This window comes from Streptomyces sp. NPDC127197 (assembly GCF_042672405.1).
GTDB lineage: Bacteria > Actinomycetota > Actinomycetes > Streptomycetales > Streptomycetaceae > Streptomyces > Streptomyces flavusporus.
In genome coordinates this window covers 245,339-257,576 of record NZ_JBHXVG010000003.1, presented here as the reverse complement: position 1 = coordinate 257,576, position 12,238 = coordinate 245,339, and the positions used below count along the sequence as shown (strand labels likewise).

The window sequence follows — 12,238 nt, the reverse complement described above, 5'->3', positions numbered from 1 at the left end:
GCGGTTGGACTCACACGGCCCGGAAACGATTGGGTCCCGGTCCAGACGCAGGGCGCTCGGCGCGCCGCTGGGTCACTTGCCGAGAAGCTTCTTGATCTTCTTGGCGTCGCCCGGGGCCATCTCGGCGTTGCCGGTGAGGCGACGCGTCAGACGGGACGACTTGTGCTCGAGCAGGTGGCGCTTGCCGGCGCGCTCACGGAGCACCTTGCCGGAGCCGGTGACCTTGAAGCGCTTGCTGGCACCGCTGTGCGACTTGTTCTTCGGCATAGCGCCGTTCTCTCCTCGTCGGTGGCGCTCCGGTGCCCGGTCGCGAAACCGGGCACGGTGGAGCGTCGCTCTTGTATCGGTTGTGTCCTGGGACTGACGTCCCCGGGGTCACGCCTCGGCGGGCTCCTCGGTGGGGGCCTCGGCATCGGCGGGGTTCTGCGAGCGACCGGGGTTGGCCTTCGCGGACGCCTTGCGGGCCTCCTGCGCCTGGCGGGCCTCGGCCATCGCCTCGGTCTTCTTCTTGTGCGGACCGAGAACCATGATCATGTTGCGGCCGTCCTGCTTCGGGTTCGACTCGACGAATCCGAGGTCCTGGACGTCCTCCGCGAGACGCTGCAGCAGTCGGTAGCCCAGCTCGGGCCGGGACTGCTCGCGACCACGGAACATGATCGTGATCTTGACCTTGTCGCCCTGCTTGAGGAACCGGACGACGTGACCCTTCTTGGTGTCATAGTCGTGCGGGTCGATCTTCGGCCGGAGCTTCATCTCCTTGATGACCGTGTGCGCCTGGTTCTTGCGCGCCTCACGGGCCTTCATGGCCGACTCGTACTTGAACTTCCCGTAGTCCATGAGCTTGCACACGGGCGGACGGGCGTTCGCCGCGACCTCGACCAGGTCCAGGTCGTACTCCTGCGCAAGCTCCAGTGCCTTGGCCAGCGGGACAATGCCCACCTGCTCGCCACTGGGACCGACAAGTCGCACCTCGGGAACGCGAATCCGGTCGTTGATGCGGGGCTCGGCGCTGATGGATCCTCCTCGGTAGCACCACGCGACGGTCTGGCGGACAGCCGCGTAACGTCTCTGTTCGTTAGACCTAACCGCGCCGAAGCACAAAAAATGCCCCGGACGATCACAGGCGGGGCTCCTCGAACTACCGGAGCGACCGCCGCGGTGACCGCGGGGCGCACTTTCGGGCGGTGGCCGCCGCTGGGGACGGGACCGCCTGACCGGTGACCCGCCGCCCTGAGGGCGGCCAGGTGGGAGTTCGAAAGCCTCCACTTGTAGGTCGGTCACACTTACACACATGCGTGTCCGACCGGTCGTTACACAAGGTTAGCAGCCTCGGCCGGAAAGGGCTAACTGAGGCCGACTGGGGCTGGTTGTCCCTCTGCCCCTATGGTGAACGGCATGAGTGAAGAGACGCCCGACTTCAACGCCATGACCCGCGACATCGCCGAGGTCCCCGCGGTCGAGGTGATCGTGACGGTCGCCGTCAACCTGATGAGCGCCGCCGCGGTGAAGCTCGGTCTGACCGAGGAGGGCGAGAAGCACAAGGACCTGGACGAGGCCCGCAAGCTGATCCACGCCCTGGCCGGTCTGCTGGACGGGAGCGCGACCGAGATCAGCTCGTTCCACGCGGCCCCGCTGCGCGACGGCCTGAAGTCGCTCCAGCTGGCGTTCCGCGAGGCGTCCCTGGTCCCGGACGAGCCGGGCCAGGGTCCGGGCGAGAAGTACACGGGCCCGGTCTACCGCTGACCTAACCCTTTACGTACAGGGGCTCGCCCGGTGGCGTCGTCCCGGCTGGCAGCAGTGCCAGGTCGAGGCCGCGTACCAGGCGGGCCCTCAGTGTTTCGTCGGCGGCCATGCGCCGGGCCACCGCGCGGGCGGCATCGGCCGGGGCGGCGGCCGGATCGAGGACGAGGGCCAGGGTGCCGTCGGCCTGTCCCGGGCCGAGGTGGGCGCGCAGTACGGCCGGCTCGGCGGCGACCGCGGCCCGTACCGCCGCGACGACGGCGGGGTCGGCGAGCGGGTCGGTGGTCGTACGCCCCTCGGCCAGCGCCAGCAGTGCGGGACCGGTCAGCTCGAACGGCACCGGTCCGGCGAGGTCCAGCACCACGGTGTCGGCCTTCTCGTGTGCGGCCGCCTGGAGAGCCTGGTGCAGAGGTACGGCCACCGGCCGGGCCTGCGGGTCCCAGCGGGCCAGCGAGTCGGTGGACGTGAAGGCGGGCAGGGCGGTGCGGTCACCGGCCTTGAGGGTCGGTACGGCCATGTCGCTGGTCTTCTCGCGGCGCAGCCCGTTCTCGTCCTCCTCGACCTCGCCGAGCACGGCCACCACGGGGACGAGCAGCCGGGCGCCCTTGAGCGCCGCCAGCACCGGTCCCACGGCGGTACGGTCCTCGGCCCAGGCGGCGAGCGCCGCGCTCAGCCGGGGATCGGCCGAGCCGTCGTCGTCGGAGAAGCCGGGGTCGGGAATGTTCTTGTTCGCCACGGTCACCGACCCTATAGGGGGGATGCTGCTGCGCTTGTGCGGGCCCGGTAACGCGGCCGTGACACCGCTCACGGGTTTCCCGGCATTTCTGACACACATCTAACGTCCGTCTAACGGCCCGCACAGGTGCCGCCGTCAGCATCGCGGCATGGAGTCCCGCAGAGCCCGCCGCACCCGTACCTTGATCTGCGCTGCCGCTGCCTCTGCTGTCGTGATGGGCGGTACGGCCTACGTGACGGCGCAGGCGCACTCCGGAGTGCCGGCCGTATCGTCGGCCGTGACGCCGTCGGCCCCGGCGTCGGGCAACGCCTCGGCGTCGGACATCGGGGAGGCATCGGTGGAACCTGTGGCGCGGCCGACGGTGGATCGTGACGCGCTGCTGGCCGAGGCCGTGCGGGGCGTGCCGGTCGAGGACGGCGCGGACGTGTCGGTGGCGGTGCTGGACGTGGACTCCGGGGAGGGTGCCTCGTACGGGGAAGGCACCTTCGACACCGCGAGCATCGTCAAGGTGGACATCCTGGCGACGCTGCTGTTGCAGGCGCAGGATGCGGGGCGGCAGCTGACGGCGGCGGAGCAGGCGTACGCCACGGCGATGATCGAGCACAGCGACAACGACTCCGCGTCGGCCCTGTGGCGGACGATCGGCGGGGCGGAGGGGCTGGACGCCGCGAACGAGCGGTTCGGGCTGACCGGCACCGAGGGCGGCGGCGGCCTGCTGTGGGGCCTGACCCAGACCACGGCTGTCGACCAACTCACCCTGCTCCAGCAGGTGTTCGGAGAGGAATCAGAGCTGCACGCGGCCTCGCGGTCGTATCTCCGGGAGCTGATGGGGCGGATCGCCGCCGGTCAGCAGTGGGGTGTGTCGGCCGCCGGGGACGACACGGCGTGGGCCCTGAAGAACGGCTGGCTGCCGCGGACCGCGACGGGTCTGTGGGACGTCAACAGCATCGGGCGGGTGACGGTCGACGGCCGTGACTACCTGGTGGCGGTGCTGTCGGACGGCAACTCGACCAAGGAGAAGGGGATCGCACTGGTCGAGGCGGCAGCGCGAGCGGCGGTGTCGGTGTTCGCCGGGACTTCCCTGCCAACGTCGTCCGCTGCCACCGCTGGTTAGCGCGTCAGGCCGTACCTGCGGCGGCCGCGCCACAGGACGACCGCCGTGATCAGCAGCACGCCGCCGGCGCCGCCGGCGAGCGGGGCGGCCCACCTCGTGGCGTCGTCGTCGGAATCCGCCGTGTCCGGGCCGGAGCCGAAGTACTTGTCGCCGTACGCCGCGGACTGCAGTCCCTCCGGCTTCAGCCGGCCGGCCTCCTCGATGGCGGCGGCCGGGTCGACGAAGCCGAAGCCGCGGGAGTCGTCGCGGCCGTCGGCCGGGGCGTTGCGGGCCGTGTCCTGGAGGAGCCGCTTGATCTGGGCGGGGGTCAGGCCCGGGTGGGCCGACTTGACGAGGGCGACGGCGCCGGAGACGAAGGCGGCGGCTGCGCTGGTGCCCCAGCCCTCGTAGTACCTGCGGTCGGGGTCGGCGATGACGACGTCGACGCCGGGGGCGCTGACGGTGGCGTACCAGCGGCGGGTGGAGAAGGAGGCGCGGGTGCCGAACTTGTCGACGGCGGTCGCGGCGATGACGCCCGGGTAGGCGGCCGGGTAGGAGATGTGGTCGCCCTTCTCGCCGCCGTTGCCGGCCGAGGCGACGACGACGGAGCCCTTCTTCAGGGCGTACTGGACGGCCTCGTCCTCGGCGGGTTCGGGGTGGGCGGAGGCGGAGTCGTCGCCGAGGGAGAGGTTGATGACGTCGGCGCCGTGGTCGGCGGCCCAGCGGATGCCGTCCGCGAGGGCGTTGCCGCGGGTCTTCCGGGCCTTGGCCCGGGCCGGGTCGCCGTCTTCGAGGATCACGCGGACGGGGAGGATCTTCGCCTCGGGCGCGATACCCAGGACGCCGTCGCTGTTGCCGGCGCCATGGCCGTGACCGGCGATGATCCCGGCCATCGCGGTGCCGTGGCGGGCCCAGGCGCGGTCGCCGGGCTCGGCTCCGAAGCGGATCATGTCCTTGCCGTCGAGGACGTTGCCGACGAGGTCGGGATGGTCGGCATCGACGCCCGTGTCGAGGACGGCGACGGTGATGCCCTCGCCCTTGGTGGTCTGCCAGGCCTGCGCGGTGTGCATGGCGTCCAGCGCCCACTGCTCGGCGCGGATGCCGTCGGCGTGCGCGGCGGTGGGCGGGACGAGGGCGACCGAGGCGGCGACGAGGACGCTCACGAGGCCGGCCCTGCGGGCGGCTGCGACGGGCTTCATGAGGGCTGTTCCGTGGACGAGGTGACGGACTTGCGCAGGCTGCGCTCGACACGGTCGGCGAGGCCCTTGGCCTCGTGGCCGAGGCCCGCCTGGGCGGGGGCGCTGGTGGCGCCGGAGCGCATCGCCTCCGCGGCGGGCTGCGGTTCGTCGACCGTGCGGGCGTCGGCCCAGCCGGAGACGGCGTAGACGACGACGGGGGCGTCGGTGAGGACGGAGACGGTCCACGAGGCACGCTGCTCGGCGCCGAAGCCGGCGGCGACCGTGCCCTTCGCGGCGTACGGGCGGGGCATCAGGTCGCTGCGGCGGTCCAGGCGCTCGTCCTCGAAGCGGACGTCCAGGGAGCGCATGGCGGCGGCGTCGGCCTTGGTGAAGAGCAGGCCGACGGTGGTGACGTAGCTCTGGGTGGCGTCGGTATAAGTGGCGCGCAGCAGGCGCTGACAGCCGACCGGGGCGAGTGCCCTGCGCAGCAGGGGGTCGAAGGCGTCCGCGCAGCCGCTGTCCGGGGCGACGGCGATACGGGTCCAGGTGCGGTCGGCGCCACCGGGGCCGGCGCCGCGCCCCTGCACGGTGGGCGGGAACAGCTGATCCACCGGCACGCTGTGCCACAGGCTCCCGGCTGCCGCAAAGGCCCCGCGTTCCCCGGCCTCTCCTGAGTCCCCGATCAGCCAGCTCCCCGTCACGGCGCCCCCGATGAGCCCCAGCCCGAGCACGACACAGGCGGCGACCGCCACGATACGCCCCCGTACCCGCACGCCGAACGACCGCGGCCGCGCCGACTCGTCGTACCCCTCGGGCTCCCCGAACGTGACGACCGGCCGCTGGGGCACCGACTGGGTACTCCAGGAGAACGCGGGGTTCGGGGAGACGGGGGTGGCGTTTTCCGGTGCGGATGACGTGGGCGAACCGTGCCGCCGCTCGCGTGCCGGGGCCGGGTCCGCAGGGATCGGGCGCAGACGCCGCGTCGTCTCCGAGGGCGCCTCGGCGGGCACACCGACCGGCCGCGGCGGCACGGGCCGACGGGTCGGCCGAGGCGGCACACTGCTCGGGGCGGCCGAGCCGGGGGCGGCTCCGGGGCGTGCGGGCACGGTGGGGCGGTTGCTCGGATCCGTCGGCCTCTCAGGACGCGCGGGCGCACTCGGCCGATCACCTGAACGCGGCGGCACGGCTCTCCGCGTGGTCGTTCCGCCGCTCTCACCCCGGGTCGGCGGTGGTGCGTCCGGGAAGCGGGCGGATGCGGGAGGCGGGGGCGGGGTGAAGGGGCCGGTGTCTCCGGCCGCCGTGGCCCGGCGTCCGCCGTCCCGGTCGCCGGCGTCCGTCCGGGACGGAGCGTGCAGGCCCGGGAAGGTGGTGGTGCTGCCGTTGCGGGGTGGCGGGGGGTCGCCGGCCGCTGTGGTGGGCGTCGGCGGCTCGGTGCGGCGTTCGGAGGGCGCCGCAGGGTCGGGCTCGTTCCCGGGGGTCGGCGGGTGGGGCGGACGGGGAGGTGTGGCCGGGCGGGGAGGTATGGGCGCGTGCCGCGCTTCCGTGCTCATGCACCCCCCGTTTCCTCGTGCCCGGTCCCGTGTCCTCGTACGCGGGCCGTCGTCGTCAATTCGCACGCATACCCGCACCGGCGGACCGGCATCCGGCGCGAGTGGCGCGCAGAGTCGTTCCTCCGTGCGTGCGCGTCACTCTACGGGTTGCCCCGGGTCGAACGGGAACCAGTCCACGAGCCCGGGGGATCTGCCCGGAACATCCCCCTACCCTGCGGTAATCCTGTCTGGCAGGCTTCGTTCATGACTGCGCGCGCCGCCGACCGGGCCCGTTACGACCGGGCCACCGCCCATCTCGACGCCCCTCTCGCGATCGTGGACCTGGACGCCTTCGACGCCAACGCGGACGACATGCTCCGCCGGGCGGGCGGGAAGCCGATCCGTGTCGCCAGCAAGTCCGTCCGCTGCCGTGCCCTGCTCGAACGCGTCCTCGCGAAGGACGGTTTCGCGGGCATCATGTCGTTCACCCTGGCCGAGTCCCTGTGGCTGGCGCGGTCGGGGTTCGACGACATTCTGCTCGCCTACCCGTCGGCCGACCGCGCCGGATTCGCCGAACTGGCCGCCGATCCCAAGCTGGCCGCCGCGGTCACGGTGATGATCGACGACCCCGCCCAGCTGACCCTGATCGACGGGGCGCGCGACGGCGGCCGTGAAGTGGTGCGCGTCTGCCTGGAGTTGGACACCTCGCTGAAGCTGCTCGGCGGGCGGGTGCGCGTCGGGGCCCGCCGCTCGCCGCTGCACTCTCCCGCCCAGGTCGCCGACATGGCACGGGCGGTGGCCCGGCGGCCGGGGTTCGAGGTCGTGGGGATCATGGCGTACGAGGGGCACATCGCCGGTGTCGGGGATGCGGTCGCCGGACGGCCGCTGCGCTCGCGTGCCGTGCGGTTGATGCAGGCCACCGCCCGCCGGGAGCTTGCCGAACGGCGCGCCGCGGTGGTGCGCGCGGTGCGGGCCGTGGTGCCGGGGCTGGAGTTCGTCAACGGCGGCGGCACGGGCAGTGTGCAGCACACGGCGGCGGAGGACGCGGTCACCGAGATCGGGGCGGGGTCGGGGCTGTACGTACCGCGGCTGTTCGACAACTACACGTCCTTCACCGGGCGTCCGGCGGCGCTGTTCGCGCAGCCGGTGGTGCGCCGACCCGGCGTGGGGGTCGTGACCGTGCTCGGCGGCGGCTATCCGGCCTCCGGCGCCGCCGGGGCGGACCGGCTGCCGGTGCCGTATCTGCCTCAGGGGCTGCGGTACGACCCCCAGGAGGGTGCCGGCGAGGTGCAGACCCCGCTGCTCGGTTCCCCCGCCGACGATCTGCTGATCGGCGACAAGGTGTGGTTCCGGCACGCCAAGGCCGGTGAGCTGTGCGAGCGGTTCGACGCGCTGCATCTCGTCGAGGGCGACCGGGTGACGGCGACGGTTCCGACGTACCGGGGTGAGGGCCGCACCTTCTTGTGAGGGGTCAGTTCGACGGGCCGACGCTGCTGCCCACGCCGCCACCGGCCTCGTCGCCGATCGACCGGATCCCCTTGGTGATCCGGTCCATGTCGGCCAGCGGCGGGCCGTCCTCGCCCGCGTCGAAGACGTAGCGCACGATGACCGGCGACTCGGTGCCGACGCTGGACTGGAAGGCGAGGGACTGGACGTAACCGCCGGGCCCCTCGGCCGTTCTGACGCGCCAGCGCACGAAGTACCCGGCGCGGCCCGCCACCGCGACCGGCCCCGACGCGACGAGTCGGTGGGACTCGATGCCCCCGTAGGGGCGGCGGCCGACGACGTCACGGTCGTAGGCCTCGTCGGCGGCGTCCGGGATGTCCGCCTTGGCGAGGGCCTCGGGGGACGTCTCGTCGTTCTCGGTCACCGTGCGCGAGATGACCAGTCCGTGCCGGCAGAAGCCGCCGTCGCCGGGGCAGTCGTAGGTGCCGTCCGTCGTCATCATGACGTTGTCCGTGGTGACGTTCTCCGGCCTGACCCAGCCGTCGAGCAACGGCACGGTGATGCCGTTGAGTTCGTCGACGACGACGGCCGGATCGTCGGCGGACGGTTCGGAGGTGGAGACCGACGGTTCGGGGGTGGACGCCGACGGTGCAGGTGTTCCACTGGTCGTGGCTGTGCTGGGTGCTGCGGGATTCGCCTCCGTGCCGCCCCCGTTGCCGTCGTCGCCGAGGACGACCGCCCCGGTGACGATCGCGGCGACCAGAACCACCCCGGCGGCGGTGAGGGCGACGGCCTTCGCGCGCGTGGACGTGCCGGCCGTCGGGGACGGCGGGCCGGGGACCTCCGGTGTGCGCCGGTGGTCCGTCCAGGCCGTGCCGTCCCACCAGCGTTCGACGTGCGGGGCCGACGGATCGCGGTACCAGCCGGGCGGGGGCGTCATGCTCATCCCGGCACTGTAGGACGACTCCTACAGCGGTGTGACGTACGCCCCCGAGATCCCGCCGTCCACCAGGAAGTCGGTGGCGTTGACGAAGGAGGAGTCGTCGCTGGCCAGGAACGCGACCGCGGCGGCGATCTCCTCGGCTTCGGCGAACCGGCCGAGCGGGATGTGGACGAGCCGGCGTGCGGCGCGCTCCGGGTCCTTGGCGAACAGCTCCTGGAGGAGCGGGGTGTTGACCGGGCCCGGGCAGAGGGCGTTCACGCGGATGCCCTCGCGGGCGAACTGCACGCCGAGTTCACGGGACATGGCGAGCACGCCGCCCTTGGAGGCGGTGTACGAGATCTGCGAGGTGGCCGCGCCCATGCGGGCGACGAAGGACGCGGTGTTGATGATGGAGCCCTTGCCCTGGCGCCGCATGTAGGGGATGGCCGCCTTGCAGCACAGGTAGACGGAGGTGAGGTTGACCTCCTGGACGCGCTTCCAGGCCTCCAGGCCGGTCTCCAGGATGGAGTCGTCGTCGGGTGGGGAGATGCCGGCGTTGTTGAAGGCGATGTCGACGCTGCCGTAGGTGTCGTACGCCGTCCGGAACAGGGCCTCGACCTGCTCGGGGTCGGTGACGTCGACCTTCGCGAAGAGGCCGCCGACCTCCTCGGCGGCCGCTTTGCCGCGCTGCTCGTCGACGTCGCCGCAGACCACGTGCGCGCCCTCGGAGGCGAGCCGGCGGGCGGTGGCGAGGCCGATGCCGCTGCCGGCTCCGGTGACGACGGCGGTGCGGCCGACGAGCCGGCGGCAGATGATGTCTTCGCTCACTGTGCGGGGCCCTCCGTGCTGATGAAGACGTTCTTGGTTTCGGTGAAGGCGGCCAGTGCGTCCGGGCCGAGTTCGCGGCCGATGCCGGACTGTTTGAAGCCGCCGAACGGGGTCCAGTAGCGGACGCTGGAGTGGGAGTTGACGGACAGGTTGCCGGCCCGGACCGCCTGCGAGACGCGCAGGGCGCGGCCGATGTCGCGGGTCCAGATGGAGCCGGAGAGGCCGTAGTCGGTGGCGTTGGCCAGGCGGACGGCGTCGGCCTCGTCGTCGAAGGGCAGGACGACGGCGACGGGGCCGAAGACCTCCTCGACGGCCACGCGCGCGTGCGGGTCGACTCCGGTCAGCACGGTCGGCGGGAACCAGAAGCCGGGGCCTTCGGGGGCCTTGCCGCGGATGCCCTGGGCGTCGGTCGGGACGTAGGAACGGACGCGCTCCAGCTGGGCCTTGGAGATGAGGGGGCCCATGTCGGTCTTCTCGTCGGCGGGGTCGCCGACGGTCACGGCCTCGATCGCCGGGGCGAGCAGCTCTAGGAACCGGTCGTGGGCGGAGCGCTGGACGAGGATGCGGGTGCGGGCGCAGCAGTCCTGGCCGGAGTTGTCGAGGAAGGACATGGGTGCGGCGGCGGCCGCGGCTTCGAGGTCGGCGTCGGCGAAGACGATGTTGGGGCTCTTGCCGCCGAGTTCGAGGGTGACGCGCTTGAGGAGGGCCGAGCCCTTGGCCAGCACCTGTTTGCCCACGGCCGTTGACCCGGTGAAGACGATCTTCGCCACGCCCGGATGCTCGACGAGCGCGTTCCCCGTGACAGGGCCGTGTCCGGGCAGCACCTGGAACAGGCCCTCGGGCAGGCCCGCCTCCAGGGCAAGTCCGGCCAGGCGGAGTGCGGTGAGCGGGGTTGTCTCGGCGGGCTTGAGGATGACCGCGTTGCCTGCGGCGAGCGCCGGTGCCGTGCCCCAGGCCGCGATCGGCATGGGGAAGTTCCAGGGCGCGATGACACCGACCACGCCGAGCGGTTCGAGGATCGTGACGTCGAGGCCGCCCGGGACCGGGATCTGTCGTCCGGTCAGCCGCTCCACTCCCCCGGCCGCGTAGTCGAGCAGATCACGGACGTTGCCCGCCTCCCAGCGGGCGTTGCCGAGGGTGTGTCCGGCCTCGCGGACCTCCAGCCGGGCGAGTTCTTCGAGGTGTTCGTCGACCGTGACGGCGAACCGGCGCAGCAGGCGCGCGCGGTCGCCGGGTGCGCGGCCCGCCCAGTCCGCCTGCGCCCGGGCGGCGCGCACGACGGCCGCGTCGACGTCGGCCGCGGTCGCGCCGGGGACAGTGGCGACGACCTCCTCGGTCGCCGGGTTCAGCACCTGGAGTTCGTACGACAAGAAGGGCCTCACATGCGTTCGAAGGAGCGGCGCAGCTCCCAGTCGGTGACCGCGGCGTCGAAGGCCTCGAGCTCGACCCGGGCCATGTTGCGGTAGTGCGCGACGACCTCGTCGCCGAAGGCGGCCTTGGCGATCGGGCTGTTCTCCCAGAGCTCGGCGGCCTCGCGGAGCGTGCCGGGGACGTGCGCGAAGTCGGCGGTGTAGGCGTTGCCGGGGCAGGGCTCGGGCAGCTGGAGCTTCTGCTCGATCCCGTACAGGCCCGCGGCCACCATGCCCGCCACCGCGAGGTGCGGGTTGACGTCCCCGCCGGGCAGCCGGTTCTCGAACCGCAGGGAGCGGCCGTGGCCGACGACGCGCAGCGCGCAGGTGCGGTTGTCGTACCCCCAGGCGACGGCGGTCGGGGCGAAGGAGCCGGGCTGGAAGCGTTTGTACGAGTTGATGTGGGGCGCGTAGAGCAGGGAGAAGTCCCGCAGCGCGGCGAGCTGCCCGGCGAGGAAGTACCGCATGACGTCGGACATGCCGTCCGGCGCGCTGCCCGGCATGACGTTCCTGCCGTGCTCGTCCGCCAACGACAGGTGGATGTGGCAGGAGTTGCCCTCCCGCTCGTTGTACTTCGCCATGAAGGTGATCGACATGCCCTCCTGGGCGGCGATCTCCTTGGTGCCGGTCTTGTAGACGGCGTGCTGGTCACAGGTGACCAGGGCCTCGGCGTAGCGGAACGCGATCTCGTGCTGGCCGGGGTTGCACTCGCCCTTGGCGGACTCGACGGTCATCCCGGCGCCGGCCATCTCGTTGCGGATCCGGCGCAGCAGGGGCTCGATGCGGCCGGTGCCGAGGACCGAGTAGTCGATGTTGTACTGGTTGGCCGGGGTGAGCCCGCGGTATCCGGCGTCCCAGGCCTGCTCGTAGGTGTCCTTGAAGACGATGAACTCCAGCTCGGTGCCGACCTGGGCGGTGAGGCCGAGGTCGGCGAGGCGCTCCAGCTGGCGCCGCAGGATCTGCCGGGGCGCGGCCACGACCGGGGAGCCGTCGCTCCAGGCGAGGTCGGCGATCACCATGGCGGTGCCCTCGTTCCACGGCACCCGGCGCAGGGTGCTCAGGTCGGGGTGCATGGCGAAGTCGCCGTAGCCCCGGTCCCAGGAGGACATCTCGTAGCCGTCGACGGTGTTCATCTCGGTGTCGACGGCGAGGAGGTAGTTGCAGCCCTCCGTGCCGTGTTCGAGCACCTCGTCGAGGAAGAAACGCGCGGCGAACCGCTTGCCCTGCAGCCGTCCCTGCATGTCGGGGAAGGCCAGGACGACGGTGTCGATCTCGCCGCCCGCGACGAGGGCGTGCAGCTCCTCGACGCTGAGCGGGGGTGTGCGGTCTGCCACGGGAGGGCCTCCTTGGGGCATCT

12 protein-coding genes are annotated in these 12,238 nt (G+C 72.3%); 3 read left to right on the top strand and 9 right to left on the bottom strand.

Translation table 11 applies throughout. The features are described 5' to 3' along the window. Positions 1 to 72 precede the first annotated feature (72 nt). A complete protein-coding gene (gene rpmI, locus ACFVJQ_RS06260; protein ID WP_007829094.1) occupies positions 73 to 267 on the bottom strand; it encodes a 50S ribosomal protein L35 in 195 nt (64 codons plus the stop codon). Between the two features lie 108 nt (positions 268 to 375). Further along, positions 376 to 1,014, bottom strand: coding sequence for a translation initiation factor IF-3 (infC, locus tag ACFVJQ_RS06255; protein ID WP_385262136.1), 639 nt, complete (start codon positions 1,012 to 1,014; stop codon positions 376 to 378). A 381-nt stretch (positions 1,015 to 1,395) separates the two neighbouring features. Here infC and ACFVJQ_RS06250 point away from each other — a divergent pair, with 381 nt between their 5' ends. Further along, positions 1,396 to 1,743, top strand: a complete 348-nt coding sequence (locus tag ACFVJQ_RS06250) for a DUF1844 domain-containing protein (protein WP_224738340.1) — start codon at positions 1,396 to 1,398, stop codon at positions 1,741 to 1,743. Between the two features lies 1 nt (position 1,744). On the opposite strand, the gene ACFVJQ_RS06245 is transcribed toward ACFVJQ_RS06250, so the two are convergent. Next, positions 1,745 to 2,476: an SseB family protein gene (locus ACFVJQ_RS06245; RefSeq protein WP_385515964.1), complete on the bottom strand. Its 732-nt coding sequence runs from the start codon at positions 2,474 to 2,476 to the stop codon at positions 1,745 to 1,747. Positions 2,477 to 2,624: 148 nt separating this feature from the next. Between ACFVJQ_RS06245 and ACFVJQ_RS06240 the strand changes: the two genes are divergently transcribed. Next, on the top strand, positions 2,625 to 3,590 hold the full coding sequence (locus tag ACFVJQ_RS06240) for a serine hydrolase (RefSeq protein ID WP_385781343.1): 966 nt from the start codon (positions 2,625 to 2,627) through the stop codon (positions 3,588 to 3,590). On the opposite strand, the gene mycP is transcribed toward ACFVJQ_RS06240, so the two are convergent. Together mycP and ACFVJQ_RS06230 are read right to left on the bottom strand one after the other, a co-directional pair. Continuing rightward, positions 3,587 to 4,768 (bottom strand): type VII secretion-associated serine protease mycosin, encoded by a 1,182-nt coding sequence (gene mycP, locus ACFVJQ_RS06235; RefSeq protein WP_385515962.1) that lies wholly within the window; start codon positions 4,766 to 4,768, stop codon positions 3,587 to 3,589. The genes ACFVJQ_RS06240 and mycP overlap by 4 nt on opposite strands. Next, complete coding sequence (locus ACFVJQ_RS06230; protein WP_385781340.1) at positions 4,765 to 5,853, bottom strand: hypothetical protein; 1,089 nt, start codon at positions 5,851 to 5,853, stop codon at positions 4,765 to 4,767. Before ACFVJQ_RS06230 ends, mycP begins: the two co-directional genes overlap by 4 nt. A 687-nt stretch (positions 5,854 to 6,540) precedes the next feature. Here ACFVJQ_RS06230 and ACFVJQ_RS06225 point away from each other — a divergent pair. Beyond that, positions 6,541 to 7,743 (top strand): amino acid deaminase/aldolase, encoded by a 1,203-nt coding sequence (locus tag ACFVJQ_RS06225; RefSeq protein ID WP_385515960.1) that lies wholly within the window; start codon positions 6,541 to 6,543, stop codon positions 7,741 to 7,743. Between the two features lie 4 nt (positions 7,744 to 7,747). Here the strand turns inward: ACFVJQ_RS06225 and ACFVJQ_RS06220 are convergent, their stop codons facing one another. From ACFVJQ_RS06220 to ACFVJQ_RS06205, 4 genes are read right to left on the bottom strand one after another with little or no spacing between them, the layout of a single operon-like run. Continuing rightward, on the bottom strand, positions 7,748 to 8,662 hold the full coding sequence (locus ACFVJQ_RS06220; RefSeq protein ID WP_385515998.1) for a DUF2510 domain-containing protein: 915 nt from the start codon (positions 8,660 to 8,662) through the stop codon (positions 7,748 to 7,750). 27 nt (positions 8,663 to 8,689) lie between these two features. Then, complete coding sequence (locus tag ACFVJQ_RS06215) at positions 8,690 to 9,472, bottom strand: 3-oxoacyl-ACP reductase (RefSeq protein ID WP_224738237.1); 783 nt, start codon at positions 9,470 to 9,472, stop codon at positions 8,690 to 8,692. Then, a complete protein-coding gene (locus ACFVJQ_RS06210; protein WP_385515959.1) occupies positions 9,469 to 10,842 on the bottom strand; it encodes an aldehyde dehydrogenase family protein in 1,374 nt (457 codons plus the stop codon). Before ACFVJQ_RS06210 ends, ACFVJQ_RS06215 begins: the two co-directional genes overlap by 4 nt. Before the next feature lie 8 nt (positions 10,843 to 10,850). Then, a complete protein-coding gene (locus ACFVJQ_RS06205; RefSeq protein WP_385515958.1) occupies positions 10,851 to 12,215 on the bottom strand; it encodes a glutamine synthetase family protein in 1,365 nt (454 codons plus the stop codon). Between the last annotated feature and the right edge of the window lie 23 nt (positions 12,216 to 12,238).